Origin of the sequence: Planctobacterium marinum, from assembly GCF_020687805.1 — a bacterium.
Taxonomy (GTDB): Bacteria; Pseudomonadota; Gammaproteobacteria; order Enterobacterales; family Alteromonadaceae; genus Planctobacterium; species Planctobacterium marinum.
Map to the genome: position 1 here is coordinate 871,758 of NZ_JAJEWQ010000001.1, position 26,654 is coordinate 898,411.

The 26,654-nt window shown below is 46.2% G+C and carries 22 protein-coding genes; 18 read left to right on the top strand and 4 right to left on the bottom strand.

Going from position 1 to position 26,654, the window contains the following annotated elements; translation table 11 throughout:
• The first annotated feature begins 222 nt into the window (after positions 1-222).
• The 16 genes from LJ740_RS03995 to LJ740_RS23255 all read left to right on the top strand — a co-directional run bounded on the left by LJ740_RS03995 (position 223) and on the right by LJ740_RS23255 (position 20,487).
• Entirely contained in the window at positions 223-1,179 is a 957-nt protein-coding gene (locus tag LJ740_RS03995) for an AAA family ATPase (protein WP_229527753.1), read from the top strand.
• Between the two features lie 11 nt (positions 1,180-1,190).
• Positions 1,191-2,141 carry a DUF58 domain-containing protein gene (locus tag LJ740_RS04000; protein ID WP_229527754.1) on the top strand — a complete coding sequence of 317 codons (951 nt, stop codon included), beginning with the start codon at positions 1,191-1,193 and terminating at the stop codon, positions 2,139-2,141.
• A gap of 14 nt (positions 2,142-2,155) precedes the next feature.
• Positions 2,156-2,692, top strand: a complete 537-nt coding sequence (locus tag LJ740_RS04005) for a DUF4381 domain-containing protein (RefSeq protein WP_229527755.1) — start codon at positions 2,156-2,158, stop codon at positions 2,690-2,692.
• On the top strand, positions 2,685-3,704 hold the full coding sequence (locus tag LJ740_RS04010) for a vWA domain-containing protein (RefSeq protein WP_229527756.1): 1,020 nt from the start codon (positions 2,685-2,687) through the stop codon (positions 3,702-3,704). The genes LJ740_RS04005 and LJ740_RS04010 overlap by 8 nt, the downstream gene beginning before the upstream one ends.
• Complete coding sequence (locus tag LJ740_RS04015) at positions 3,701-5,563, top strand: vWA domain-containing protein (protein WP_229527757.1); 1,863 nt, start codon at positions 3,701-3,703, stop codon at positions 5,561-5,563. Before LJ740_RS04010 ends, LJ740_RS04015 begins: the two co-directional genes overlap by 4 nt.
• A 3-nt stretch (positions 5,564-5,566) precedes the next feature.
• On the top strand, positions 5,567-7,282 hold the full coding sequence (locus LJ740_RS04020) for a BatD family protein (protein WP_229527758.1): 1,716 nt from the start codon (positions 5,567-5,569) through the stop codon (positions 7,280-7,282).
• A 219-nt stretch (positions 7,283-7,501) separates the two neighbouring features.
• Entirely contained in the window at positions 7,502-7,999 is a 498-nt protein-coding gene (locus LJ740_RS04025) for a sigma-70 family RNA polymerase sigma factor (protein ID WP_229527759.1), read from the top strand.
• 3 nt (positions 8,000-8,002) lie between these two features.
• Entirely contained in the window at positions 8,003-8,779 is a 777-nt protein-coding gene (locus LJ740_RS04030) for a DUF3379 family protein (protein ID WP_229527760.1), read from the top strand.
• A 150-nt stretch (positions 8,780-8,929) separates the two neighbouring features.
• Positions 8,930-10,411: a sodium/proline symporter PutP gene (putP, locus tag LJ740_RS04035; protein WP_229527761.1), complete on the top strand. Its 1,482-nt coding sequence runs from the start codon at positions 8,930-8,932 to the stop codon at positions 10,409-10,411.
• 126 nt (positions 10,412-10,537) lie between these two features.
• On the top strand, positions 10,538-11,761 hold the full coding sequence (locus LJ740_RS04040) for an EAL and HDOD domain-containing protein (protein WP_229527762.1): 1,224 nt from the start codon (positions 10,538-10,540) through the stop codon (positions 11,759-11,761).
• 137 nt (positions 11,762-11,898) lie between these two features.
• Positions 11,899-12,813, top strand: coding sequence for a sulfate adenylyltransferase subunit CysD (gene cysD / locus LJ740_RS04045; protein ID WP_229527763.1), 915 nt, complete (start codon positions 11,899-11,901; stop codon positions 12,811-12,813).
• Positions 12,813-13,406, top strand: coding sequence for an adenylyl-sulfate kinase (cysC, locus tag LJ740_RS04050; RefSeq protein WP_229527764.1), 594 nt, complete (start codon positions 12,813-12,815; stop codon positions 13,404-13,406). The genes cysD and cysC overlap by 1 nt, the downstream gene beginning before the upstream one ends.
• Positions 13,407-13,412: 6 nt before the next feature.
• On the top strand, positions 13,413-14,213 hold the full coding sequence (cysQ, locus tag LJ740_RS04055) for a 3'(2'),5'-bisphosphate nucleotidase CysQ (RefSeq protein ID WP_229528040.1): 801 nt from the start codon (positions 13,413-13,415) through the stop codon (positions 14,211-14,213).
• Positions 14,214-14,216: 3 nt separating this feature from the next.
• Positions 14,217-15,638, top strand: a complete 1,422-nt coding sequence (gene cysN, locus LJ740_RS04060; RefSeq protein ID WP_229527765.1) for a sulfate adenylyltransferase subunit CysN — start codon at positions 14,217-14,219, stop codon at positions 15,636-15,638.
• A 6-nt stretch (positions 15,639-15,644) separates the two neighbouring features.
• Positions 15,645-17,372, top strand: coding sequence for an SLC13 family permease (locus LJ740_RS04065; protein WP_229527766.1), 1,728 nt, complete (start codon positions 15,645-15,647; stop codon positions 17,370-17,372).
• 652 nt (positions 17,373-18,024) lie between these two features.
• Complete coding sequence (locus tag LJ740_RS23255) at positions 18,025-20,487, top strand: S8 family serine peptidase (protein WP_324255589.1); 2,463 nt, start codon at positions 18,025-18,027, stop codon at positions 20,485-20,487.
• A 117-nt stretch (positions 20,488-20,604) separates the two neighbouring features.
• On the opposite strand, the gene cysS is transcribed toward LJ740_RS23255, so the two are convergent.
• A complete protein-coding gene (gene cysS, locus LJ740_RS04085) occupies positions 20,605-21,981 on the bottom strand; it encodes a cysteine--tRNA ligase (RefSeq protein WP_229527767.1) in 1,377 nt (458 codons plus the stop codon).
• A gap of 179 nt (positions 21,982-22,160) precedes the next feature.
• Here cysS and LJ740_RS04090 point away from each other — a divergent pair, with 179 nt between their 5' ends.
• Positions 22,161-22,652 (top strand): peptidylprolyl isomerase, encoded by a 492-nt coding sequence (locus tag LJ740_RS04090; protein WP_229527768.1) that lies wholly within the window; start codon positions 22,161-22,163, stop codon positions 22,650-22,652.
• 93 nt (positions 22,653-22,745) lie between these two features.
• Positions 22,746-23,483: a UDP-2,3-diacylglucosamine diphosphatase gene (lpxH, locus tag LJ740_RS04095; RefSeq protein WP_229527769.1), complete on the top strand. Its 738-nt coding sequence runs from the start codon at positions 22,746-22,748 to the stop codon at positions 23,481-23,483.
• A gap of 1 nt (position 23,484) precedes the next feature.
• Here lpxH and LJ740_RS04100 read toward each other — a convergent pair whose 3' ends face one another.
• The 3 genes from LJ740_RS04100 to LJ740_RS04110 all read right to left on the bottom strand — a co-directional run bounded on the left by LJ740_RS04100 (position 23,485) and on the right by LJ740_RS04110 (position 26,532).
• Positions 23,485-24,117: a hypothetical protein gene (locus LJ740_RS04100; RefSeq protein WP_229527770.1), complete on the bottom strand. Its 633-nt coding sequence runs from the start codon at positions 24,115-24,117 to the stop codon at positions 23,485-23,487.
• A gap of 135 nt (positions 24,118-24,252) precedes the next feature.
• Complete coding sequence (locus tag LJ740_RS04105; RefSeq protein WP_229527771.1) at positions 24,253-24,957, bottom strand: hypothetical protein; 705 nt, start codon at positions 24,955-24,957, stop codon at positions 24,253-24,255.
• A gap of 141 nt (positions 24,958-25,098) precedes the next feature.
• Positions 25,099-26,532 carry an MBL fold metallo-hydrolase gene (locus LJ740_RS04110; protein WP_229527772.1) on the bottom strand — a complete coding sequence of 478 codons (1,434 nt, stop codon included), beginning with the start codon at positions 26,530-26,532 and terminating at the stop codon, positions 25,099-25,101.
• Between the last annotated feature and the right edge of the window lie 122 nt (positions 26,533-26,654).

Sequence of the window (26,654 nt, forward strand, 5' to 3'; positions counted from 1 at the left end):
CCGCCCCGGATCAGCAGCTTGTTCAAACTTTCTACATAAGTCGCTCTGTTTGTAACATTGTTTTTCACAGATGGAACCTTATATAGACTGCACGCTCTTATTTTTGGTATCAATGCACACTGGCAGGCAATATTCGAAGTAGCATTGCCAGCCCATTGAGAATAGATTAAATCTGCGGAATTTCCGCTACCTCATTCAAAATAGTAAAAAATTAAGAAAACTATGGCAGCCGAACAGTTCAGAACGTTAAAAACCTATTTAGACTCCCAGGTAATTGGGCAACCGGAATTCACTAAAAATATCCTGATTGCCTTATTGGCCGATGGACATTTACTGGTTGAGGGTCCGCCGGGCCTGGCAAAAACCAGAGCGGTAAATGCGTTGGCAAAAGGCATTGAAGGTGACTTTCACCGTGTGCAGTTTACCCCGGACCTGTTACCTGCCGATTTGACGGGCACCGACATTTACCGACCAGAAACCGGTGAGTTTGTATTCCAGAAAGGACCACTATTCCACAACCTGGTGTTAGCCGACGAAATCAACAGGGCTCCCGCAAAAGTGCAGTCGGCGCTGCTGGAAGCAATGGCTGAGCAGCAAATTACAGTGGGCAATAAAACCTATCCGCTGTCTTCGTTATTCCTGGTTATGGCCACCCAAAACCCGATTGAACAGGAAGGCACCTACCCGCTTCCGGAAGCTCAGCTTGACCGTTTTTTAATGCACCTGAATGTAGATTACACGGGCGCAGAAACCGAGTTGGAAATTTTGCGACTGACCCGTTCAGAATCGTTAAAGCAAAAAGTAACACCGCCGACGCCACTTACTCAGGAACAAATTTTCAAGGCCAGAGAAGAAGTACTGTCTTTGCATCTGGATGAAAATCTTGAGCGTTATTTGGTGGAAATCATTATCACAACACGTCAGGGTCACAAGTATGATGACAGACTGGTGCGTTGGTTAGAATTTGGCGCCAGCCCACGGGCCACGATTGCGCTTGATAAATGTGCCCGCGCGCACGCCTGGCTTAGCGGCAGAGACTATGTCGGCCCCGATGATATTCAGGCTGTGGTACACAATACCTTGCGTCATCGCATTTTGCTGTCCTATGAAGCGGAAGCTGAGGGTATAACGGCTGATCAGGTTCTGGACCTGATTATTGAATTGGTTCCTGTGCCATAGGAGACAATCGGATGGCACAGTTTGATGTAAATGCCTGGTTGCGGGTTCATCACGCCGACGGCGTCAATGTCGATATGGCGGAGCTGCTCTATTATCGCAGTAAAACCAGTTTATTGAATTTAAACCCCCATAAAACGGTGCAGGCCCGCCTCGCCGGTACCTATCTTACGAAAATGAAAGGTCGGGGTATGGAGTTCGATGAAGCCAGGCATTATCAACCCGGTGATGATATCCGGGCCATTGACTGGCGGGTAACGGCGCGTACCGGGAAAACTCACACCAAATTATTCAGGGAAGAAAAAGAGCGTCCGGTATTTATTCTGGTGGATTTTTCTCATTCTATGCATTTTGGTACCCAGCTATTGTTTAAATCCGTGGCTGCGGCACATTTAGCTTCTCTGATCGCCTGGGGAGCCTCAAAGCGCGGTGATCGTATCGGTGGTCTGGTGTTCAATGAATCTGAACATCGCGAATTTAAACCCATGACTCGACAAAAAGCGGTGTTGTCGTTACTTAGCGGTATCAAAAACCTGCACCAAAATGCCATTTCAGATAATCCGGCACAAACCTTCAGTGATGCCTGTGCCCGCATCAGACGTCTGGCTCGCCCCGGCTCCGCTGTTTTTATTCTCAGTGATTTTTTACATCTGGACAATGCTGCGCAGCGCCATCTGTCACAATTATCACGGCACTGCGAAGTGATGGCCTATCGCATCAGCGACCCATTTGAACATCAGCTTCCCGCAGTCAGAGTAGCGCAAACCGTGGCGGTTACCGATGGTAAAACACGTCAGAACATTACGCTCGGTGAGCAAAGCCAGGCCATGGACTATCAAAAAATACATGCTCAATTGATGAATAATATCTACAAAGAACTGCAGCAATCCCACGTTCGTGTGATTGATATTAACGCCGGGGTTCCCCTGGAAACACAACTGAATCCTTTGCAAAAAATAGCCTGAGGTAACATCAAATTATGCAAGGTATGCCAGTTTCATTACCCGAATCTTTTAGCCAAAACCCACAGGGTGCAGACGTTGGTTTGTGGCCGCTGGCGTGGGGATGGTGGGCACTGTTAGCCCTGTGTCTGATCTTACTGACATTGGGGGTTGTCTGGTGCGTTAAACGAGTCAAACAACAAAAAGCCAAAAAGCAGGCGATAAAGGCGCTGAAAGCCTTGCCATTATCGCAACAAAACAACTTACAGTACTGTAATCAGATCTTAAAACGAGTGTTTATGAGTTACTTTCCCAGAGGCCAGGTGGAAAGTTTGCACAGTCAGCAATGGACCGCCTTTTTAGCGGCACAATTAAAACCTGCAAAGACGGCAAAATTTCAGGTTTTATTTCAGGCCCTGAATAGCGGTTTATACCGCAGAACGTCCGGGGAACAGGCCAGTGCAGGCAGTGAGGACACAACGCAACTGGTGGGCTTAGCCATAGATTACATTAAACTGGCATTACCTCCCGGTAAAAAACAGCTTATAGTTGCAGAAGGAGCCAGTCATGATTGAGTTTCTTTGGATTTGGGCCTTTGCACTTTTACCCCTGCCGTTACTGGCGCGACTTTTGCCCGGTAAGAAGGCGCAACAACAAGCCGCATTGATGGTACCGCAGCTCACTCAGGGGATGCAAAGCATCGAAAAGCCGGCTTCGCGCAGTAAAGTTTATATTATTCTGGCGAGCCTGGCCTGGATAGCCCTGGTTACGGCCGCTGCGCGCCCTCAGTGGTTAGGCGATCCCATCAGTATTCCGTCAGAAGGCCGGGATTTAATGCTGGCAGTGGATTTATCCGGCAGTATGGAAATGGAAGACATGGCCATTAACGGCCGAACCGTTAACCGGCTGCAGATGATTAAATATGTGATGGATGATTTTATTGAGCGACGGGTGGGTGACCGCATTGGTCTTATCCTGTTCGGCGACACCGCATATTTACAGGCGCCGCTCACCTACGACCGGGAAACTGTTAAAACGCTACTCAGTGAATCCCTGATAAAACTGGTGGGTGAAAGAACGGCTATCGGTGATGCCGTAGGCCTGGCCGTTAAACGATTCCGCAAAAAAGAAGAATCTAATCGGGTCCTCATTTTGCTCACAGACGGACAAAATACGGCAGGCAACCTGGACCCAATGCAAGCCAAGGAACTGGCCGTAGCTGAAGACATTACCATATATACGATTGGTGTCGGTGCCGACCAAATGATAACGCGGGGCTTATTTGGTAACCGCCGCATAAATCCATCGGCGGAACTGGACGAAGGTATGTTGACCGATCTGGCGCAAGCCACTGGTGGGCAATATTTCAGAGCCCGCGACGTTCAAGAACTGGAACAGATCTACAGCACCTTAGATGAGCTGGAACCGATTGCCCGAGAAACCCGACAAATGCGTCCGTTAAAAGCTTTGTTTTATTACCCCCTGGCACTGGCATTGATTATCAGCGCGCTGATGGCGCTGATTCCATTGGTTAAGCGTATTTTCGTTTTCATTGGTGGTCTTTCTCGAGGGGTGGCAACGCGATGAATTACCTTGACATCATTGACAACTTTCATTTTCTCAGACCTCTGTGGTTACTGGCCTTGCTGCCCCTTGCGGTGCTTGTATTGTCATTGCGCAAACAGGCCCGCTCGCAGAGTGGTTGGCAAGGCGTGCTAGCAAATCATTTGTATAACAACCTGATAAGCGGTGAAGCAACGAAAGGCGTTACCCCGCCCTGGGGACTGTTGTTTTGTGGCTGGATGATCGCCTGTTTAGCGTTGGCCGGTCCGACATGGGAACGCCTGCCACAACCTGTGTATCAGGTCAGCAAAGGCAAAGTCGTCATGCTGGACATGTCGATGTCGATGCGAGCTGAAGACATCAAACCAAATCGTTTGGCCCGTACCCGCTACAAAGCCATGGACTTGGTCAGTTTGCTGGAAGAAGGCGAAACCGGTCTGGTGGCCTATGCCGGAGAGGCTTTTGTCATCAGCCCACTGACTTCTGACATTCAAAACCTGCAAGCGTTAATCCCCAGTTTGTCGCCAGAAATCATGCCATCACAAGGAAGCGATGCCCTTTTCGCGCTGGAAACAACCTTCGAACTTCTCAAAAATGCGGGCTATCAAAGTGGCGAAATCTATTGGCTCACGGATGGTGTCGATCTTTCTGAAGTCGCGCCAATCCGCAATTTATTGTCAGACTACGACCACACCATCAACATTCTGGCGATTGGTACCGAAGAAGGCGCCCCTATCAAGGATCTCAATGGCAACTTCCTGAAGGATGCCGCAGGTGCGGTAGTTATTCCCCGGTTGAGAAAATCGGCGCTTTCCACCCTGGCACAAAGCACTGGTGGTCGGTTTGTGATGAGTCGACCTGACGATGCCGATATCAAATATTTAACCGAAGCTTTGTTTGAGCCACAGGAGTCAAAAGAGAGTGAACAGCAAAATAGTTTCGGTGACCAATGGCGAGAATTTGGCCCCTGGTTACTGTTAATACTCCTGCCAATGGCGGCATACAGCTTTCGACGGGGTGTATTGCCCTTGTTACTGCTAACACTGCTGACAGACGCCCATAAACCAGTGCATGCAGACTGGTGGCAGGATCTGTGGCAAACACCAAATCAACAAGGCGCTAAGAGCTTTCAACAGGAACAGTTTGCCGAGGCAGCAGAACAATTTAATGATCCAATGTGGAAAGGCTTGTCGCATTTTAATGGCGGAAACTATGAGGCTGCGGCTGAAGTCTATTCAGCGCTGGATACCCCTGATGGCAATTTTGCTTTGGGCAACAGTCTGGCGCAATTGCAGCAATATCCACAAGCCATAGCCGCCTTTGAAAGAGTTTTGGAGTTGGCTCCGGAATACCCTAACGCCGCGGAAAACAAAAAATATCTCGAAGATTTGATGCAACAACAAGAGCAACAGAATCAAAACTCCGAAAACACTGAACAGAATGAGCAACAGCAAGATCCTCAGCAACAGAACCAGCAAGATGGTCAAAATGGCGAATCGCAGCAACAAGAGCAACAGCAGGAACAACAAAGCGAGTCGCAACAATCCGAAGACGCTGAAGCGCAAGAGCCTTCAGAACAACAACAAAGCGAACCCAATCAGGAGGCGGCTGAGCAACAACAAACTGAACAGCAGCAATCAGAAGAGCAACAGCAATCTCAGCAGGAACAATCTGATTCCGAACAGGAGATGCAGGAACAACAAGCTCAGTTACAAGAACAACCTGAGTTAACTGATGAACAGAAAGAACAATTACAGAAAATTGAAAACTGGTTGCGCAAGGTACCTGATGATCCGGCATTTTTGCTTAAGCGCAAAATGTTGCTTGAACAAAAGCGTCGGCAACGACAACGACTTCCCAACTCACAACAAAAAAATTGGTAGATCATGCGAGTTAACATTTCCAATCCCATATTATGCATACTTTGCCTGGTTATCTTTTGGGCTAATACGGCTTTAGCCGCGCCAACGGAAGCCTCCGCCACTGTAGATAAAAATCCGGTTATGGTAGAAGAATCGTTCCGATTAACGGTGACAGTGAATGATGATGTACCCGGCGACGAATTTGACAGCTCACCGCTTTTACAGGACTTTGTCGTAGGACGCACCAGCGTTAGCCGTCAGACACAAATGATCAACTTCGATACCACGCGCTCGACCGTATGGACGACCACGTTAATGCCAAGACAGGCCGGACAATTTACCATTCCGGCTCTGCGGGTGGCAGGACTTACCACAGCACCTATTCAGGTTCAGGTAGTGCCTGTGTCTAATGCAACTCAGGCGCAAAACAGAGACATTTATATCACCGCCGAAGTGGAGAAAGCCTCGGTGTTTGTGCAGCAGCAAATCAAATACACTACCCGCCTGCATCTGGCCGTTGATTTGCAAAGTGGCAGTTTGAGCCAACCCGAATTACCCGGGGCAGATATCGAGCAGGTAGGTAAAGATCGAGAGTTTACCGACATTATTAATGGCAAGCGCTATCGAATTATTGAGCGTACCTTTTCAATCATTCCCAATAGCAGTGGCGAGTATACTATTCGCGGTCCGTTATTTGACGGTGAAGTCATCGACAACAATCGTCAATCCTTCGGCTTTTTTAATCGCACCCGCAATGTACAGCGCATTGCTAAAGATGTAGACGTTGAAGTGTTACCAATCCCGGAAGGGTACAATGAACACTGGCTACCGTCTGAATTCGTGCAGCTCACCGAAGAGTGGCAAACCTCTGACAATGAGTTTCGGGTGGGAACGCCGGTGACCCGAACCATTACACTGACAGCGGTAGGCGTTACCGAAACCCAGCTGCCAGAACTGGACACACTTTACCCACCGTCGATGAAGGCGTACCCGGATCAAGCAGAAACCGCACGTGTACAACGCAACGGGACAATTGTGGCGCAACGCACGGAAACAGTGGCCCTCATCCCTAACGAAGAAGGCACAATGATAATCCCGGAAGTTACCCTGAAATGGTTTAATGTGGTCACTAAAGAAACCGAAGTGGCCCGCTTACCCGCGCGAAGCATTGAGGTACTTGCCCCCGCCAGTGCACCTCAGGCACTCCCTGACAGTCCGAAAGTCAATCCGGTGACCCCACCCGCAACAGTAACCGAATCGCCCCTGGCCGCCATACCCATGAGCAACGCCTGGTGGTCTGTCAGTAGTTGGGCGCTGTTAGTGTTGTGGCTGCTGACGTTACTGATATGGTGGCTGTCTGCACGGCAGAGAGTCACACCCGTTAAAACAGAAAGCACCCCATTACGTGTACAAAAACCCTACTGGCAAGAACTGCAAAAAGAATTGATGCGCAATAAAGTCGACGTCAATAAGGTGAATGGCCTATTGCCCGGCTGGTTAGCTACTCTATCCGGTTTAAACAATGTGTCGGTATATACCCACCTTGAGCGACTGGACAACAGCCAGTTAAAAGTCGCTATTGATAACTTTTTTAAGCATTATTTCGGACAGTCGGGTCAGACCTCGGAAAAGCAAGTATTGAAAGCGCTGTTGTCGGAAGCACAGAAGGTGGAAAAACAACAGCGACAATACCGCACGAAAGAAAAGCAACAATTAGCCTCTCTGTATCCCACCCGTTAACTGGGTTTTACCGGGTGATATCAATATGACAGTAACAACAGAAACTATTTTTGCGCTATTAGCTTAAAACAGCGTACTATCGGTGCTTTATTTATCTCAGTCCCGGTAACACGTTGGCCGGGCTTTATCGGGCGTTGTAAGCAATGTTTTACAACTTCTAACGAAATTATAAAAATTGTGAAGTATTCACGAAATCAAAACAAAATTTAAACGGTCACAATGAATACGCAGGAAAAGCAACAAAAATATGAACAGCTGGTTCGCGACATGCACGCAGATGTGTACCGTTACGCTTACTGGTTGATCAAAGACAAAGCCATTGCCGAGGATGTTGTTCAGGAAACCTTTTTAAGAGCCTGGAAATCACTGGACTCATTAAAAGACGATAAGGCTGCAAAAGCCTGGTTGATAACCATACTGCGCCGCGAAAATGCGAGACGCTTCGAGCGTAAGCAATTCGATTTGGTGGATATGGACGATGTTTCTTTGGCAGATGATGGCCCAATGCATGAAACCCAAATAGAACACGGTGAACTGCACAAATTGATGGAAAATTTAAGCGAGGAATACCGGGAGCCTTTAATGCTGCAGGTGATCTTTGGGTACAATGGTGAAGAAATCGCACAGGAACTCAGCTTAAACAAAAACACAGTAATGACAAGATTATTCAGGGCTCGCAATCAATTGAAAGAAGCGCTGGAAAAAGGTGAGAAGTAAGAGATGTCTTTGAATACAGACAATGACAAAATTCGTCAATCCATCATGGCTGATCCAGCCACTAGTGACGCGGAAATAACGGCGGCAATAAACGCTGATGAAAACCTGAAAGAGTTTCAGATTGCTATGTTGGAACTGGATAAAGCGATAAAAGAAACCAGTGAAGTAGCTGTCCCTGAAGGTTTGATGGACAAACTGTTGCACATTCCACAAAGCGATGCTGCAGAAACTCCAACAGCAGAGGAACAGCCGGAAACGAAACAGAATAAAGTTGTTGCACTGAGCAGCAAGCGAAACCACATAGTGCAATTGGCACTGGCTGCCAGTATCGCTTTTGCTGTGGGTCTGAGCTTTACCCTGTTTAATCAAAACCCGGATATCCGTTCCGGCGCCGACCTGGCACTTGCGCATATGTACCATGAGCGAGCCTATACCCAACGGGTATCCAGAGAGGTGTCACTGGAAGAAGTTAACACCAAGTTGGCGACTTTTGGCGGTGAAATGCTCAATGCAATTGGTCAGGTGACGTATGCCAATTTCTGCTTTTTTGAAAGCCAGAAAAGTTTACATCTGGTCATGCACACCGAATCCGGGGATATTACCTTGTTTGTAACCCCTAAAGATTTAAAAAATGAGATAGACAGTCAGTTTCAGGACGATGCCTATGAAGGCAGAAGTTGGAAAATGCAGGAAGCAGATATCACTATCATTGGTGAGAAAGGCAAGCTCGACCCGGAACTGGAAACCCGAATTCGACAATCCATGCAGTTTTCGGCCTGACCTCACCGAGCAGCTTCATATTAAAAAATCCGCTTAAGGCGGATTTTTTGTATATTGCGATAAGCACCGAAACAAAATTGCCTCTGAACTGGATTTTTACCTGCGTTCAGTGTCATGATGTAACAATAAAAAGAATAATCGGACAATTGAATGGACCCTTATCTACTACTCGCCCTCGCCCTATATTTCTGCGCCATGCTGGCCATTGGACTCTTCGCTTTTAAAACTAATGATGCCTCTGTTTCTGGTTTTTTACTGGGCGGCCGTAAAGTAGGCCCGGCGGTTACGGCATTGTCTGCGGGTGCCTCGGATATGAGTGGCTGGATGTTGATGGGCTTGCCCGGTGCCATGTATCTGAGTGGCTTATCCAGTAGCTGGATTGCCATTGGTCTGTTAATTGGTGCCTGGTGCAATTACACCTTTGTTGCGCCGAGACTGCGTACCTACACTGAGGTGACCAACTCCCTTACCATACCGGACTTTCTCGAGCGTCGATTTGAAGATAATTCACGGATTCTGCGCATTGTCTCCGCCATGGTTATTATTACCTTTTTTGCCATTTACACTACCTCAGGTGTCGTTGGTGGCGGTAAATTATTTGAAAGCGCTTTTGAACTGCCCTATGAGTTAGGACTATATATCACAGCCGGTATCGTGGTGATCTATACCCTGTTTGGCGGCTACCTGGCGGTAAGTATGACCGACTTTGTACAGGGCTGTATCATGTTTGTCGCTCTGATCATGGTGCCTGTTGTGGCCATCTTTGAACTGGGCGGCAGCACAGAAACCAGCCAGTTAATTCAAACCGCAAATAGTGAAGCTTTTAACTTAATTAACGGGGTTTCCCTGCTGGCGATTTTGTCCAGCATGGCCTGGGGACTGGGCTATTTTGGCCAACCCCATATCATCGTGCGATTTATGGCCATTTCCAGTGTAAAAGATCTCAAAGTCGCCCGCAAAATCGGCATGAGCTGGATGTTAGTCACGTTAATTGGTGCGCTGGCAGTTGGCCTAACCGGTCTGGCTTACGTACATAAAACCCAGTTACCACTTTCCGATCCGGAAACTATCTTTATCGTTTTATCCAACACCTTGTTTCACCCATTCATTTCCGGCTTTTTATTGGCGGCAATTTTGGCAGCCATTATGAGTACGGTCTCCTCGCAACTGCTGGTAACATCCAGCTCGCTGGCAACGGATCTGTACCATGAATTTATCAACAAAGACGCGCCACAAAAACAGGTACTTTTGGTGAGCCGTATCAGTATTTTCCTGGTGGCTGCGTTGGCGATATTTATCGCTCATGACAGAGATAGCTCTATCTTGTCGTTAGTTTCCAATGCCTGGGCAGGCTTCGGTGCTGCATTTGGGCCTTTAGTATTGTTTAGCTTATTCTGGAAAAAAACCACCAGAGCTGGCGCAATAACCGGCATGCTAACCGGTGCCATCACGGTTCTCTTCTGGATTTATGCGCCGGTTGGACCGGAAGGTGCAACAATGAGCGCCTACCTGTATGAGATTGTCCCGGGCTTTATCGTGGCGACCTTGTCTATATGGCTGGTGAGTTTATGCAGTCAGGATTCTTCAGAGTCCATGCAACAAGATTTTATGAGTATGCAAAAAAACCTTTAATATCCTGTAGATGGAAATTGACTCGACTCAAGTTATCACTACAATGAAATCACCTGCAACCGTGGCGACCGTTAAATTCCCCTGTTGCAGGGTTAGCGTATGACAGCCGGATAAAGGACCAAAAGCATGGCATTTTATGCAGCACGCCAGCCCATCTTGGATATAAATAAATCTGTATATGCCTATGAACTCTTGTTCAGGGAAAGTCTGAAAAATGTATTTCCAGACGTATGTGAAAATGAGGCCACCTCAAAAATGATTGATGGCCTGCAAACCAATTTGGGACTGGATACCTTAACCCAAAATAAGCTGGCCTTTATCAACTTCACCCACGATACGTTAATTGACCGTTACCCACTGCTCTTGCCCAATGACCAAGTGGTTGTAGAAGTGCTGGAAACCGTCAGACCCGGTAAAAAACTGCTGGCTGCCGTTAAAGAGATCAAAGAACAGGGTTACATAGTGGCACTGGACGATTATGTCCATGAGCCCGTCTGGAAACACTTTTATCCCTATACCGATATTATAAAAATTGACTGGCAAGCCATGACGGTTGATGAAATCAAAGAAGTCATAACGGCGATTGAAGAATACCCACAAATTAAGTTGTTGGCGGAAAAAGTAGAAACCCACGAAGATTATCAGACAGCGGTAGACTTAGGGTTTTCCTATTTCCAGGGATACTTTTTCAGTAAACCAGAAGTGTTAAAAGGTTACTCGCTGCAACCTTCTCAGTTAGCGCTGGCGCAACTCATGTCAGAAATGGCCGAAGAAGAGCCAAACATTAATAAAATTACGCGTGCTTTCGAAATTGACGTCAACATGTCATTTAAGCTGCTCAAGTACGCGCAATCTTCCTTGTTTAACCGTACCCAGCAGGAAGTCAGCAACATTAAACAGGCTATTGTGGCCATCGGTCTGCAAGAGTTACGTCGCTTTGTTTCCCTGATGTTTACCGCACAATTTAAAACCGACAAGCCGCATGAACTGACGGTGATGTCTCTCACCCGGGCACGATTTTGTGAGTCCATTGCCGCCCTACCAGGACAAAAAGTGGATAAGTCATCCGCCTTTTTGGTGGGACTGCTGTCGCTTTTAGATGCGATGCTGGACACCAGCATTGAAGAGCTTTTAGAGAAGCTTCCGTTAGCCGAATCGATAAAAACGGCACTGATTAAAGGCGAAGGACTGATGGCTGACTATATCAATCTGGTTCGCCGCTATGAGAAAGCAGAATGGGAAGAAGCCTACTTTATTTCCATGAAGATCAATGCCGATTCTGATCGCACAGCCAACAGTTTTGTGGAAGCGCAAACCTGGGCAACAGAAAGAGCTGAGTTTTCGAAGTAACTCAGAATGTGTATCTTATTATTTTTGGGATTGAATTAGTCCAAAAAGTCATATTTTAACCTGACATATTGTGTTAAAGTTCTAAGCATATAATTCTTTAATATATTAGTTATAAGCTAGAATTTTTTAGGCTCAATATGTCATCACAAATTCCTTCTTTAACTCACCTCAGACAACTTGAGGCTGAGAGTATTCATATTTTCCGTGAAGTAGCCGCAGAGTTTGAAAACCCTGTCATGCTCTATTCGGTCGGTAAAGACTCTTCGGTACTATTGCATCTGGCCCGTAAAGCCTTTGCCCCCGGAAAAATCCCCTTTCCTTTGATGCACGTTAACACCACGTGGAAATTTAAGGAAATGATCGAATTTCGGGACAGAATGGCTGAAAAGTATGGTTTCGAACTGATCAGTTATACCAACCCTGAAGGGGCAGATAACAAAGTAACGCCCTTCACCCATGGCAGTGCCAAATACACTGACATCATGAAAACGCAGGCGTTAAAGCAGGCTCTGGACAAGTACCAGTTTGATGCCGCATTTGGGGGTGCTCGCCGGGATGAAGAAAAATCTCGCGCCAAAGAAAGGGTTTTTTCCTTCCGTGATAAAAATCACCGTTGGGACCCGAAAAACCAGCGTCCGGAGTTGTGGAACATTTACAACGCTCAGATAAACAAGGGCGAAAGCATTCGGGTATTCCCCATGTCAAACTGGACCGAGCTGGATATCTGGCAATACATCTACATGGAAAATATTGATATCCCAAGTTTGTATCTGGCCAAACCCAGACCGGTTGTGGAACGAGACGGCGTTAAAATTATGGTAGACGATGAACGTATGCCGTTACTTGAGGGTGAAGAACCTCAAATGCTTTCGGTGCGATTCCGTACCCTGGGTTGTTACCCCCTTACCGGCGCAGTCGAATCGACTGCCAGCACATTACCGGAAGTTATTCAGGAAATGCTGTTGACCAAAACGTCGGAAAGACAAGGCCGGGTTATCGACCATGATTCTGCCGGTTCAATGGAGAAGAAAAAAATGGAGGGTTATTTCTGATGAGTCGCGATATCGTGTGGCACGAGCACAAAGTTGATAAAAACAGCAGAGCAAAACAGAATAAGCAAAAGCCCCTGGCCATTTGGTTTACCGGGTTAAGTGGTTCAGGCAAATCCACGTTAGCCGGGTTGCTGGAACAAAAGTTACAGGCTGAAGGAAAACACACCTATCTACTGGACGGTGACAATATTCGTCATGGTTTATGTGGTGACCTGGGTTTTTCAGACAAAGACCGGGTGGAGAATATTCGCCGTATCAGTGAAGTAGTGAAGTTATTTGTAGACGCCGGGCAAATTGTACTCACCGCCTTTATCTCACCTTTCAAAGCTGATCGCGCTTTCTGCCGGGAATTACTGGACGCACAGGAATTTGTAGAAGTATTCGTGGATGTGCCACTTGAGATCTGTGAACAACGCGATCCCAAGGGGCTGTATAAAAAAGCCCGTTCTGGTGATATCAAACACTTTACCGGATTGGATAGCCCTTACGAAGCACCGCTTTCTCCGGAGATTCACCTGAAAGTTAGCGACCAAACTGCAGAAGCCGTGACCGAAGACTTATACCAACAATTACTGCAAAAAGGATTTATTTAAGTGAGTATTTCTGAACAATTAAACACACTCCTGGAGCCCGTGATTGATATCACCCGTTCAGCGGGTGACGCCATTATGGAAATTTATCAGAAAGACTTCTCTATCTACGAAAAATCCGATGAAAGCCCGTTGACTGAGGCGGATTTGGCGGCTCATAAGATTATTGTGCAGCGTCTGGCTGACATTTCAGACTACCCCATACTGTCCGAAGAATCAGCGGATATCAGTTGGCAGGAAAGACAAACCTGGCAAACTTATTGGCTGGTAGATCCGTTAGACGGCACAAAAGAGTTTATTAAAAAGAATGGTGAATTCACCGTGAACATCGCCCTGATACACCAGGGAAGTCCGGTGCTTGGTGTAGTTAACGCCCCTGCCATTAACGAGATTTATGCCGGCGTTATTGGTGGTAGCTGTTTTAAAGAGCACAGTGACAAAAGCCGAAATGCGTTGCAACCGGCTAATTCAACACAGGCGCAACAACTCAAAGTGGTTGGTAGCCGTTCTCACCAAAGCCCCGAAATTGCAGGGTTTCTGGAAGCGCTGGGCAAAGACAGCGAACTGGTTGCAATGGGAAGTTCATTGAAATTATGTTTGGTGGCAGAAGGTAAAGCACACCTGTACCCTCGCCTTGGCCCAACCTCTGAGTGGGATACTGCCGCAGCACATGCGGTTGTGAATGCGGCCGGTGGTAAGGTAACTCTGATGCAGCAAAATGATGCTGGCATCTGGCAAGACTCCGGAGACGAGTTGCTCTACAACCAAAAAGAATCTGTTTTAAACCCCTATTTTTTAGTGAGTGCATAAACGATGCATAACGAAAACGAATTACTTCAAAAAGATGTATTAGCGTATCTTGAACAACATGAGCAAAAAGACCTGCTTCGATTTTTAACCTGCGGTAGCGTCGATGATGGTAAGAGCACTTTAATTGGTCGCCTGCTGCACGACTCCAAAATGATCTATGAGGATCAACTTGCCGCCGTTGTTAAAGACAGTAAAAAAGTGGGAACAACCGGTGAAAAAGTTGACCTTGCATTACTGGTAGATGGTTTGCAATCGGAACGAGAGCAAGGTATTACCATTGATGTTGCCTACCGTTATTTTTCTACGGATAAGCGCAAATTCATCATTGCGGATACGCCCGGGCACGAACAATATACCCGCAACATGGTAACAGGCGCTTCCACCTGTGATCTGGCTATCATTTTGGTAGATGCCAGACACGGCGTTCAGGTTCAGACTAAACGTCACTCTTTCCTGGTTTCACTACTGGGCATCAAAAATATTGTGGTTGCCATCAACAAGATGGATTTGATGGATTACAGACAAGACGTGTTCGAAAAGATCCGTTCTGATTTTAAGGCCTTCTCGAAAGATCTGGCCTTTGAAGACGTCAACTTTGTGCCTATTTCGGCCCTCAATGGCGACAATGTCGTTAACCCTTCCGAACATCTGGGTTGGTATCAGGGTGCGCCATTGATGCAAATCCTCGAAACTATCGAAATTGACCGCAATAAAAACAAAGAAGACTTCCGCTTCCCGGTACAGTATGTAACGCGTCCAAACCTTAACTTCAGAGGATTTGCAGGTACTATCGTATCCGGTGAAATTAAGATTGGCGACCAGATTACGGCACTGCCGTCCGGTAAAACATCGAAGGTGAAATCCGTTGTAACGTTTGATGGCGATTTACAATATGCTCACACGCCGCAAGCCGTCACCCTGACGTTAGAAGACGAAATTGATATTTCCCGCGGAGACATGATCGTCAAATCCGACAATCAACCGCTGAATTCTGACACCTACACAGCGCATCTGGTGTGGATGGCTGAAGAAGCCTTAATGCCTAACAAGCAGTATGCGATTAAGTTTGCAACGAAAAAAGTAACGGGTAGTATTTCATCCATTGAACACAAAATTGATGTTAATACCCTGGAAAAGAGTGACGCTGTACACCTGGAGTTAAATGAAATTGCCGAAGTGCAACTCAAATTAACCGAATCAGTGGCTGCTGACCCTTATACCCTAAATCGCGCCACCGGTGCCTTTATTGTTATTGATCGTATCTCAAACGCCACAGTGGGATCCGGGATGATAATTAAAGCCAATGAATCTCAAAAAAGCGCCGATTCGCAGGACTTTTCCGAATTTGAGCTTGAGTTTAATGCTTTAGTGCGCAAACATTTCCCTAATTGGCAGGCAATTGATATCTCGCAACTCAAAAAATAAGGTGATATGGAGTTAAATCAAATACTGGTACTTGGCATATTCCTGAGTACCATTTTGGGACTGGTATTTTCGAGTCGAAGTCCCAGCCTTATTTTTACCCTGGCGACAATGTCCCTGTTAATCACAGGGACATTATCTATGAGTAATGTACTGGGTAACCTGAGTAACAAAGGACTGGTTATTCTGGTACTTTTACTATTGGTCAGTATTGGCGTAGATAAATCCCGGGTTATGAAAACGCTGGCACGCAAGCTCATTACAGCAAACAAGCGTCTTTCAACTATAAAAGTCATCGTAATATCCTTTTTTAGCTCAGCCATTCTCAACAATACTGCCGTGGTTGCAACCCTGACCGGTCCTTTGATTCACAACCAGCATATCGCCCCTTCCCGCTTGCTCATTCCCTTGTCGTATGCGGCTATTTTAGGTGGCACAGTTACCCTAATAGGCACTTCAACGAATCTGATCGTAGACAGCTTTTTAATTGAACATGGGCAACCAGGATTTCAGTTCTGGGACTTTACACTGTATGGATTAACCGCCGGATTAACCTGTTGTGTGCTCATTTTCCTGCTCCAAAAGCTCTTGCCTGAGCTTGAGCCCAGAGCAAATGAGTTTAAAAACTACATCATTGAGGCAAAAGTTGAGGAAGATTCGCCACTGGTGGGGAAAACCATCGAGGACAATCACCTCAGAAACCTGCCCGAACTATTTTTAGTGGAAATTGTACGAAAACGGCAGTTAATCAGTCCGGTGCATCCGGAAACCATGATTCAGGCCGGTGACAAATTAATATTTTCGGGCAATATTGAACGTGTTGACAGTCTTGATCACTTGCCCGGATTGAGTTTTTTTGCAGACAGTAACGGCCTGTTAAGAGAAAATCTCACAGAGGTTATTATCACTAACCGCGCACCAATAATAGGAAAAACGCTTAAATCTGTGGGTTTCCGCTCTATGTTTGACGCCGCGGTAATGGGTGTTCGACGAGACGGTGAAAGGCTCAGTGGTAAGCTGGGGGAAATCAAACTCAAAGCCGGTGATTTTCTACTGTTAGCCACAGGAGCAGACTTTAAAACCCGCCCCAATCTAAACAATAACTTCTTTTTACTCAACGAATTGAAGGTAGAAAAGAAGCTGGATGGCTGGCAAGATATTCTCGCTGTCGGAGGATTTTTACTCTCTGTCGCATTGGCCGCCTTTAATATATTAGCGTTAGAACTCACCCTTATTTTTTTACTGGTAACCTTGGTGCTAACTAAGGTAGTCACCAGCAATGAACTAAAACGCAGCTTACCCACCAATTTGATAATCGTTATCGTCAGTGCTCTGTCTCTTTCCAGTGCCCTAGAAAGTACCGGCACGATAGATTTGTTCACAGAGGCACTGCAACCACTGTTGCTGAATGCATCACCATTTGCCGTGCTGGTTACTGTGTATCTGTGTACCCTGTTATTAACCGAACTAGTCACTAACAATGCGGCTGCAGCCCTGATGTTTCCATTTGCCTGGGGGATCAGTGCGGCAATGAATTTACCCATCATGCCCTTTGCTCTGGCAGTGGCCTTTGCCGCCAGTGCCAGCTTTATCTCACCCTGGGGCTACCAAACCAACTTGCTGGTTTTTAGTGCCGGCGAATATCGGTTCAGAGATTTTGTCAAAATAGGGTTCCCTATCTCAGTCTGCTTTTCTGCCATTGTGCTGTTTATGTTAAAGCTTCAATATGGCTTTTAACAGATCCCAGGTTTAATGACTGTTCAACGCGAAGTCTTGTACAAAAAAATGCTCGTTAGTGCAATCTAAGTGGCACTAAACCAACATCACCAACCAGAACGCCAATGCAGATACTTTTGTAAAAAACAACTATTCTGTAGCTTTATTACATAAATCCAGTTCCTGCGGAAATAAACCTCCCGATAGCAATACAAGCCAAATTCTGTAAACCCACCATTAAATTGCACAAAGCGTAATCAAAGACACTCGCAGGCCACAGATATAAATAGCTCCGACAAAAATATCCGGACAAAAATCTACCTGATAAGGTTATTTTTTAGTGTCGTTTCCAAATAATTTGAATTACATTTGATTACATTATGACTAATTGTGTAATCTTTTATTTACATAAGCTTACTTTTTTTAATCTTTTGAAAATCCTGCAGACCAACAAACACAACGTCTCCCACTTAATTCAGAAAAACAACAGAAATATTTAGGTGTTTATTCTTCTCATTCCTTCATTCTATTTACAGTGCATTTTCACAGTGATAAAAACTTTGTTCGAAATTAATTTACCCGGACATCAGGTCTGATCAGTCAGAAAAATCTAAAAAGATTCGGGGTGTTATTTTCGTACAAAAAACAACAAGTGTTTAAGGAAACAACAATAATGATATTCAATAAAACTACGGTTGCTTTGCTTTGCGCCGCCACTCTTGGCGCAACAGCTCATGCAGCACCAATGACAGTTGCAGAGCAAAAAGCATCAGCCCATGACCAAAACGCAAAACCCACCGGTTTTGCGCAATGGCGTGCAGAACAAAAAAGACAAAAGTACGCTGATACTACTGACCAAATCGTCGTTAAGCTTCGTAGCTCAAATGACGTTACTGCGTTAAAGATGGCTGGTGAAACCAGCAATACTATGAGTAAGGAAACCAACCGTACCGGTGAGACCAGCCTTGCTGATCGCGGTCAGAAAATTATGATGGATTTTGCTTTCAGAGCAGGAACCCCACTCTCTTTTGTAAAAAGTCACGGACAGGACAGTGTCGTTTTAAAGCTGCCTGCTGAATTGCATGTTAATGATGTTGATTTTATCACTTCAAAATTAGCCAGCTCAGCATATGCCTCAAGAGCGGAGAAGAACCCTAAACGTTGGCCAATGGCTGAAAACTCTCCCTGGGGTATTGCTAACGTACAGGCCGATCAGGTAAGCGACGCAAGCGCAAGCAACACGACAGTTTGTATTATTGATTCAGGTTACGATATCACTAACCCGGATCTTGCAGCTAATAATGCCTCTGGTACAAACGACAGTGGTACTGGTCAATGGTCAACACCAGGTGGCTCGCACGGTACTCACGTTGCCGGAACCATTGCCGCAGTCAATAATAATGAAGGCGTTGTCGGTGTGTTACCTAACACCAATGTCAATCTGCACATAATCAAAGTATTCACCGCGTCTGGCTGGGCTTACAGTAGTGACCTGGTTGATGCCATTGACGATTGTCAAACGGCTGGTGCCCAGGTGGTTAACATGTCACTAGGTGGCCCAAGCTCTACCACTTCAGAAAGCAATGCCATGCAGGCTTTTGAAAATGACGGTATGTTGTTAATTGCTGCTGCCGGTAACGATGGCGACTCGACTCATTCCTACCCTGCATCGTACGATGCGGTTGTCTCTGTTGCTGCCGTTGACGAATCTGGTCTGCACGCTGAGTTTTCTCAGTACACCTCTCAGGTAGAACTGTCAGGTCCGGGTGAGGCAATTTTATCTACTGTGGGCGTGGGTGATGGCCGTCAGGGCTTTATCACTTATAACGGTTCGACCACCGGTGATGACCGCGTCCTGCCGCAATCGCGTTATGTACAACAAGGTGGTAACTACGTTATTACAAACGTAAATGGCACTGTATCTGGCGAACTGGCCAGTTGTAGCATGAGCGCCGGTAACTATAGTTGTGGCAATATGTCAGGCAAAATCTGTATTGCCGAGCGTTATGAGAACCAATCTGGCTCTAACTATCCGGAAATCGATCCCGCCGAAGCCTGTGCCAACGCTGGTGCTGAAGGTGTTATCGTATACAGTAACTCGGCTCGCCCGGGCTTACAAAATCCTTTCCTGGTTGATGGTAACAGTGCAGTCGACATGCCAACAGTGTCGGTAAACCGCGCATTAGGTCAAAGCTTACTGGCTAACGTTGGCAGCAACGCAACCCTGGAAGTTCGTGGCAACACGGATTATGCGTATTACAACGGTACGTCTATGGCAACACCACATGTTGCAGGGGTAGCGGCACTGGCATGGAGCAACAATCCTACCTGTAGTGCAACCGAAGTTCGTAATGCATTGAAGCAAACTGCCTTGGATCTGGATTCTTCAGGTCGGGACAATCGTACCGGATGGGGTCTGGTTCAGACTAAAGCGGCTTCTGACTATATGGCGGCAAACTGTACTGGCTCTGGCGGCGGCTCAGGTGGTGGTTCAGGTGAAACTGAACTGACTAACGGAGTTGCTGTAACTGGTCTTTCTGGTTCTACGAACGATGAGCAGGTATTCACTCTGGATGTACCGGCAGGTGCCACTGATTTAGAGTTCACTATGTCTGGTGGTAGCGGTGATGCCGACTTGTATGTCAGCTTTGGTTCTGAGCCAGGCACGTCTAGTTACGATTGCCGTTCATGGAACTCAGGTAACTCTGAAAGCTGTACCATCAGCAACGTACAAACGGGTACTTACTACGTGAAGGTTCACGCCTACTCAACTTACAGCGGCGCTTCACTAACCGGTAGCTTCACTGACAACAGTGGCGGTGGTTCCGGTGGTCAGGGTAGCTCTGGTGAGTTGACTGATCTGTCTGCTTCTCGTAACAACTGGTTGCATTACACCTTTGACATGCCAGCGGGTATGAGCACAGCTGACTTCAGCATTTCTGGTGGCACTGGTGACGCTGACCTGTACATAAGAAAAGGGGCACAGCCAACTACCAGCAATTATGATTGCCGTCCTTATGAATCAGGTAACAACGAAACCTGTACATTTACAAACCCAGGACAAGACACCTGGCATATCAGCATCCGCGCCTACCGCACCTTCTCAGGTGTGACGCTGAGCTGGGATGTACAGTAAGGGAAAATCATCCCCTGGATAACTCGTCAAGGATGACGTTTTTTTGGATAGAAAAAAGCCGCGATAACAATATCGCGGCTTTCTTGTTTTGGCTTAACAGGGCGCGGTTTTCAGGTGCTATCCTCTGCGCCAGGTAGTACCACCAGGCCCATCTTCCAATACCACATTTAACGCGTTTAGCTCGTCTCTGGCGGCATCAGCTTGCGCCCAGTCTTTGGCTGCTCTGGCATCATTGCGCTTTTTGATAAGTGCTTCAATCATTGCCGCCTCATCATCATTACCAGCCCCACCCTGCAAATAAATTTCAGGTGACAATTGTAAAAAGCCCATCACATTTCCAAGGAATTTCAGGGTTGCCGCCAGACTTTGTTTTACCGTATCGCTTTGTGCGCGATTAATATCTTTTGCCAGTTCAAACAACACCGCAAAAGCCTCAGGAGTATTAAAGTCGTCATCCATAGCAGCATCGAACTTTGCCAGGTAACTCTGCACACACTCGGTAGTGTCGGTTATTTCGACACCGCGTAATGCCGTATACAAACGCTCTAACCCGGCTTTAGCCTGTTTGATATTGTCTTCTGAATAATTCAGCTGTGAACGATAATGTGCCGACATCAGGAAATAGCGCAACGTTTCAGCATCGTATTGCTGTAACACGTCTCGCAATGTAAAAAAGTTGCCCAATGATTTAGACATTTTTTCCTGATTTACCTGCACCATTCCGGTATGTACCCAGGTATTAACGTAAGGTGTATCAAACGCACAGCAAGACTGAGCAACCTCATTTTCATGATGTGGGAATATCAAATCCGAGCCGCCGCCGTGAATATCGAAGTGCTCTCCCAAATGTTTGTGATTCATCGCAGAACATTCAATGTGCCAACCTGGTCGCCCGGTTCCCCATGGAGACTCCCATCCCGGCTCTCCGGGTTTAGCCATCTTCCACAACACAAAATCCAGCGGTGCGCGCTTTGAGCTTTCTACTTCCACCCGGGCACCGGCGTTCAGTTGTTCCAGATCCTGTTTACCTAACTTGCCATATTCTTTGTAGGTGCCCACTTCAAACAAGACATCGCCGTTGTCAGCCTGATAGGCATGGCCTTTATCCACCAAACGCTGAATCACCGCGATGATCTCATCCATATGAGTGGTCACTCGCGGCTCTATATCCGCAGGTAACAGGCCAATACTGTCAAAATCTTTGTGCATTTCCGCAATGGTTTGCTCAGTGAATTGCGCAAGATCTTCGCCCCGCTCATTGGCGCGTTTGATAATTTTATCGTCTACGTCGGTAATGTTACGCACATAGTTAACTTCATACCCTTTGTGGCGCAGATAACGCACCATCAAATCAAAACTTAAATAGGTGCGGGCGTGTCCCATGTGACAAAGATCATACACTGTGATTCCGCAGACGTACATGCCTACTTTACCTGCTTGTAGCGGTTTAAAGGCTTCTTTCTTTTGGGTCAGTGTATTGTATATTTGCAACATGAAATGCGGGTTCCTTAATCCTAATTTATGCGTGGCGCAGTTTAACACTGCCCACCATTGGCTCCAACTTAATTCAGGAAAATCCCCAAAGAATTACAATGTTTGTTAAACTTGAGTTTTGCAGCTTTAGTCTCCATCTTGTGCGACTAAACACCAAACAGTGATAAACAGGAATAAATATGGTTTCATTACACACCAATTTCGGCGTCATTAAGATTCAACTGGACGCAGACAAAGCCCCCAACACAGTCGCTAACTTTTTGTCTTATGTAAATGATGGCTTCTATAACAACACTATTTTCCATCGCGTTATCAATAACTTCATGATCCAGGGTGGTGGCATGGAACCAGGCATGGGCGAAAAAAACACGAAAGATCCCATCGAAAATGAAGCGAACAATGGCTTAAGTAACAAAAAAGGCAGTATTGCCATGGCCCGTACTATGGACCCCCATTCAGCGACAGCACAGTTTTTTATCAATGTGGCTGATAATGACTTCCTTAACTTTCGCAGCGAAAGCCGTGACGGCTGGGGCTACTGTGTATTTGGCGAAGTTGTCGAAGGCATGGACGTAGTTGAAAAAATTAAAAACGTTGAAACCGGTAATAACGGTTATCATCAGGATGTACCTGTTGAAGACGTTATCATTGAAAAAGCGGTTGCTGAGTAATCTTCAATCATTGGGGCAGCAAACCTGTCCCTATTAATACCGTTGCCACGAAATATGTAACGGCAACGGTATCACTACAATCAGAATACCAACGTGAATCAAACACTCTTAATTGCCGACCTGCACCTCAGTGAAACCAGACCCGATATAACCCATTGTTTTCTGCAGTTTCTGCAGCAAATCGATACGGGTAACACCGATGCCCTGTACATTTTGGGTGACTTGTTTGAAGTGTGGATAGGTGACGATGAATCAAACGCGTTCACCCGCTCAATTGCTAACGCCTTACTGACACTCAAAGACAGCGGCGTGCCTGTGTATTTCATTCATGGCAATCGCGATTTCCTGCTGGGCAAAAAATATGCTGAACAAAGCGGTATGATACTGTTGCCCCAGCAGCAGGTTATCGATCTGTACGGCACTGCAACCTTAATTTTGCATGGTGATGAGTTATGCACCAAAGATCTGGCCTATCAGAAGTTTCGCCGCAAAGCGCGCGGCTGGTGGTGGCCCCGCCTGGTGTTAGCGTTACCGCTGAAAACCCGCAGAAATATCGCCAGAAAAGGCCGGGAAACCAGCAAACAAAATCAGCAACAACTCACTCAGGACATCATGGATGTTACCCCGGAAGAAGTGCTTAGCTATTTAGCGCGCTTTAATGTTTCACACATGATTCATGGCCACACCCACAGACCCGCAATTCATCACATTTCAACGACCATCGGAACACCGGCAAAGCGCATTGTTTTAGGGGACTGGTACGAACAAGGCAGCCTGTTAAAAGTCACAGCAGAATCCACAGAGCTGTTATCTATTCCCTTTGGCACATAGTTTAGTAACTGTTATCGGCCTCGGATGGTGTTTCAACTACAGCTTTGGTTTTTGGGTTTTTATCGACATTTTGCCAGCTAAATACGCCATAAAAAGACTGACAGGACTGGGTTACCTCACTGGCGTTCGGAATATAAATTTGCACCGTTGAGGAAACGGGATAAGTTAAGTGAGCACTACAAGCGGCACTTTGTCCGGTTCCCAGCACCACGACACTGCCTTCCTGTAACGCACAACGCACTAACATGTCTAAAGGTGAAAATTTAGGACAAATAGCATACTGAGTACGATACTCAGATATTTTTCCGGATGGAATAGAAAAAGACCACCAATGGCCATACTGGCTGAACGGGTTCTGACTATTCCAGGCGCGGTAAACGTCAAATGACTGATTAACCTGATAGGCCCTGGCCTGACACAAACCACCAAGATCATCCTCACCCAGCGCGCGCTTTACCAACTCAGGATTTTCAATTTCGGATAACATGGGGGCAAATACGGCAGGAGCCGTCACCTCTCCAACACAAACATTCGTGTTGGTTTTTTCGGTCGGATTCACAGCTGTGTTGTCTGCACGATGACTGGCACAGGCAAGCAGTAAAAAATGAGCACACAAGATCACAAATAATCGCATCTGAACAAACCAGTATCTACAAAGTTATGACGACAAGAATGACACAAATCCGAGAAAAATAAATACCCGACAGAGTTATTTATACCCGACATACACTATCAACGCTCACCGGGCCGGTTGAGCCTGACCACGGCCTTATTTTTCAGCCGTGTCGCTGGTTTGTTTTTCAAGGCTGGCTTTTATTTCAGGTACAGGTGGTGCAGGTAAAATCACCGTTACCGCTTCAACAGGAATGATGAGCGATTGATTGGCGGCAACATCAAACACAAACAGATAGTTGGTGGTTGAGCCCAATAGTTTTAATTTATCACTTGCACTAATTTGCTCTGCCTTTACGTTGACATAGTCGTCTTTGGACGCTTTGATGTCGCCGCTTCGCCACTGTGCGTACAGGGAAACAAACAGGTGTGCATAAACCATAAACATCACCACAAACCCCAACAACAAGCCCTGTCTCGACTTTGGCACATAATTAAAGAACAGAATAATACTGCGTTTCAGACTGTGAGGGGCTTTGAGCCATTTTTGTCGGATGGGATAGCAATAAATCAACACTAAATCAAACGCCCAGGCCACCACCAGCCCACCACTAAACATGACTAATGCTGCAGGCTCACTGATCCCGACTACCATCAGGTCAGCCACATCGGCAAATTTGAGGACGCTGATACCAAATTCGTTGTAGAAGGTTACGCTGTAAAAAATGCCGCATAAGGTCAGCATCAAATAGCTTACTGACAACATCAGACCGGGGTTGTCCCTAAAGTAGTCTAATAGCAGATTCAGCTGACTTTCGGGCTCTCCGCCACTTTTCAGAGATTCTTTTATACTGGGTTGCATGTATTTATTCTTATTGTTTCGGCTACGATAGACTACAACGCTTTTTCGCTGGTTTAAACCCCTTGTAAATCCTCACCATCACAGCATAGGGTTTACATCGAGGTGCACTCGCCATTTGGGCGACAATCGGTACCACAAACATCACATTGAATTAGCCAGGTAAGCACGGTTCATGGTTTCTACAGAAATAGCATTGTTTCTGTGATTGTTGACTAAACGCGTCACATTTAAGCCTTCACTTCTGACAAACTCGATAAATTGTTTGCTGTAACCGGGAAGAATGTCAGGAATCGTATTGTCGTTCGCGATTTCAAGAAAATCAGACTGAAAAATAATGCCACTTTGTTCAAAATAAGCAAACCCCTGGCGCCTGGAGCGCGCATTCTCCAGAACATAAAACCTGACATTATCCATTACCTGACCATGTATCAGGGTTTCAAATTTAAAGGTATCAATCTCTCTGGCAAAGCGCGGGTAGGCTTTGATTGCCGCAATGGTATAGTTGTCAGCAAAGATTTTGATGCCCATTTCAGCATAGGGTAACAGGCCTGAAATATGTTCGTTGTAAGGGTGAGTAACATAAACACCAGCGATGTCATGGTGGGGAAAGTGCTCCTTGATTAACGCAATGGTTTGTCGCGCCTGCTCACTGCGCATTGGTGCGCCAAACGCCATGATACTGTCGCCGGTGACGTTAACTAGCGTATTTTCTCTCGCCGTACCGTCGGCTATCAGGTATAAGTCTTGCCCCAGTTGGGTTAAGTGTAACGCCTGGTCCGGTTCTTTTGAAAACCGGGTATATCCAGCAGGTAAACGCAACTTTTCAGCATCAATCTTTTTCATTACCTGAAAACTTTCTATTCTGCTGATAAAGCTCGGCGCCTGATCTCCGTTGTAATGCTTGACCACAGAATGCGCAAAATAATGGCCTTGATTGGTTCGGTAATCATCGTATAAATAAACGCGATTCCTGGTTTTGTTGCTGACAGAAAGCAGGCGTAACGGGTTGCTGTTAAAAACGTACTCCATAACGACATTGTTTGAATTGCGTTGGACTACAGTGGTATGCCCGCTAATTTCATCTGATTGATATTCAATATGGTCAGCATTACTCAGCGCCAACAAAGGTCGAACCGCAAAAAAATCAAGGTTCATTAAGGTCAGGTTCTTGTATCTGGCAAAGCTATCCATACTCTGTTCAACAGCCCGTTTCCCTAATGGGATGCCATTTCGCTCATAACGCAGGCTCTCACTGTCGTTTTGAAAGTGAACTTCATCAAAATACAGCCCTCCCGTATTGTGATGTACAACATTTTGATAGTAGTGTTGATTTTTAAAGTCGATTTCAGTGATTTTGAACGCCTGATAGCGACCTGGTGCTGCAAAGTCCCAGGACTGATAGGGATCAATGCGTCCCATATAGCTATGCGTCAATGAAAATGCCTCAATAGACGTAGTGGAATGGTAATGGTTCTTTAGTGCCGCGAGGAAGTCATCAGCGTCATTCGCACCGACAAAAAAGCTATTACAGGCCAGCGTTAAAAAAATCAAAACTGTGTAAAAATTAAACCTCATGACAACTCCCTTTAGAAACCGGATTTTATTTTTTCAACCTGATTCCGTTGATTTATGTGTAATTACAGGTCGAGAATACCCTCCCCGGAAAAGAAAGAGTAGTCTGTACCTGGCCTCAATAC

Coding starts and splice junctions, on each gene's coding strand:
- LJ740_RS03995 (WP_229527753.1), top strand. CDS start 223: ATGGCAGCCGAACAGTTCAGAACGTTAAAAACCTATTTAGACTCCCAG.
- LJ740_RS04000 (WP_229527754.1), top strand. CDS start 1,191: ATGGCACAGTTTGATGTAAATGCCTGGTTGCGGGTTCATCACGCCGAC.
- LJ740_RS04005 (WP_229527755.1), top strand. CDS start 2,156: ATGCAAGGTATGCCAGTTTCATTACCCGAATCTTTTAGCCAAAACCCA.
- LJ740_RS04010 (WP_229527756.1), top strand. CDS start 2,685: ATGATTGAGTTTCTTTGGATTTGGGCCTTTGCACTTTTACCCCTGCCG.
- LJ740_RS04015 (WP_229527757.1), top strand. CDS start 3,701: ATGAATTACCTTGACATCATTGACAACTTTCATTTTCTCAGACCTCTG.
- LJ740_RS04020 (WP_229527758.1), top strand. CDS start 5,567: ATGCGAGTTAACATTTCCAATCCCATATTATGCATACTTTGCCTGGTT.
- LJ740_RS04025 (WP_229527759.1), top strand. CDS start 7,502: ATGAATACGCAGGAAAAGCAACAAAAATATGAACAGCTGGTTCGCGAC.
- LJ740_RS04030 (WP_229527760.1), top strand. CDS start 8,003: ATGTCTTTGAATACAGACAATGACAAAATTCGTCAATCCATCATGGCT.
- putP (WP_229527761.1), top strand. CDS start 8,930: ATGGACCCTTATCTACTACTCGCCCTCGCCCTATATTTCTGCGCCATG.
- LJ740_RS04040 (WP_229527762.1), top strand. CDS start 10,538: ATGGCATTTTATGCAGCACGCCAGCCCATCTTGGATATAAATAAATCT.
- cysD (WP_229527763.1), top strand. CDS start 11,899: ATGTCATCACAAATTCCTTCTTTAACTCACCTCAGACAACTTGAGGCT.
- cysC (WP_229527764.1), top strand. CDS start 12,813: ATGAGTCGCGATATCGTGTGGCACGAGCACAAAGTTGATAAAAACAGC.
- cysN (WP_229527765.1), top strand. CDS start 14,217: ATGCATAACGAAAACGAATTACTTCAAAAAGATGTATTAGCGTATCTT.
- LJ740_RS04065 (WP_229527766.1), top strand. CDS start 15,645: ATGGAGTTAAATCAAATACTGGTACTTGGCATATTCCTGAGTACCATT.
- LJ740_RS23255 (WP_324255589.1), top strand. CDS start 18,025: ATGATATTCAATAAAACTACGGTTGCTTTGCTTTGCGCCGCCACTCTT.
- cysS (WP_229527767.1), bottom strand. CDS start 21,981: ATGTTGCAAATATACAATACACTGACCCAAAAGAAAGAAGCCTTTAAA.
- LJ740_RS04090 (WP_229527768.1), top strand. CDS start 22,161: ATGGTTTCATTACACACCAATTTCGGCGTCATTAAGATTCAACTGGAC.
- LJ740_RS04100 (WP_229527770.1), bottom strand. CDS start 24,117: ATGCGATTATTTGTGATCTTGTGTGCTCATTTTTTACTGCTTGCCTGT.
- LJ740_RS04105 (WP_229527771.1), bottom strand. CDS start 24,957: ATGCAACCCAGTATAAAAGAATCTCTGAAAAGTGGCGGAGAGCCCGAA.
- LJ740_RS04110 (WP_229527772.1), bottom strand. CDS start 26,532: ATGAGGTTTAATTTTTACACAGTTTTGATTTTTTTAACGCTGGCCTGT.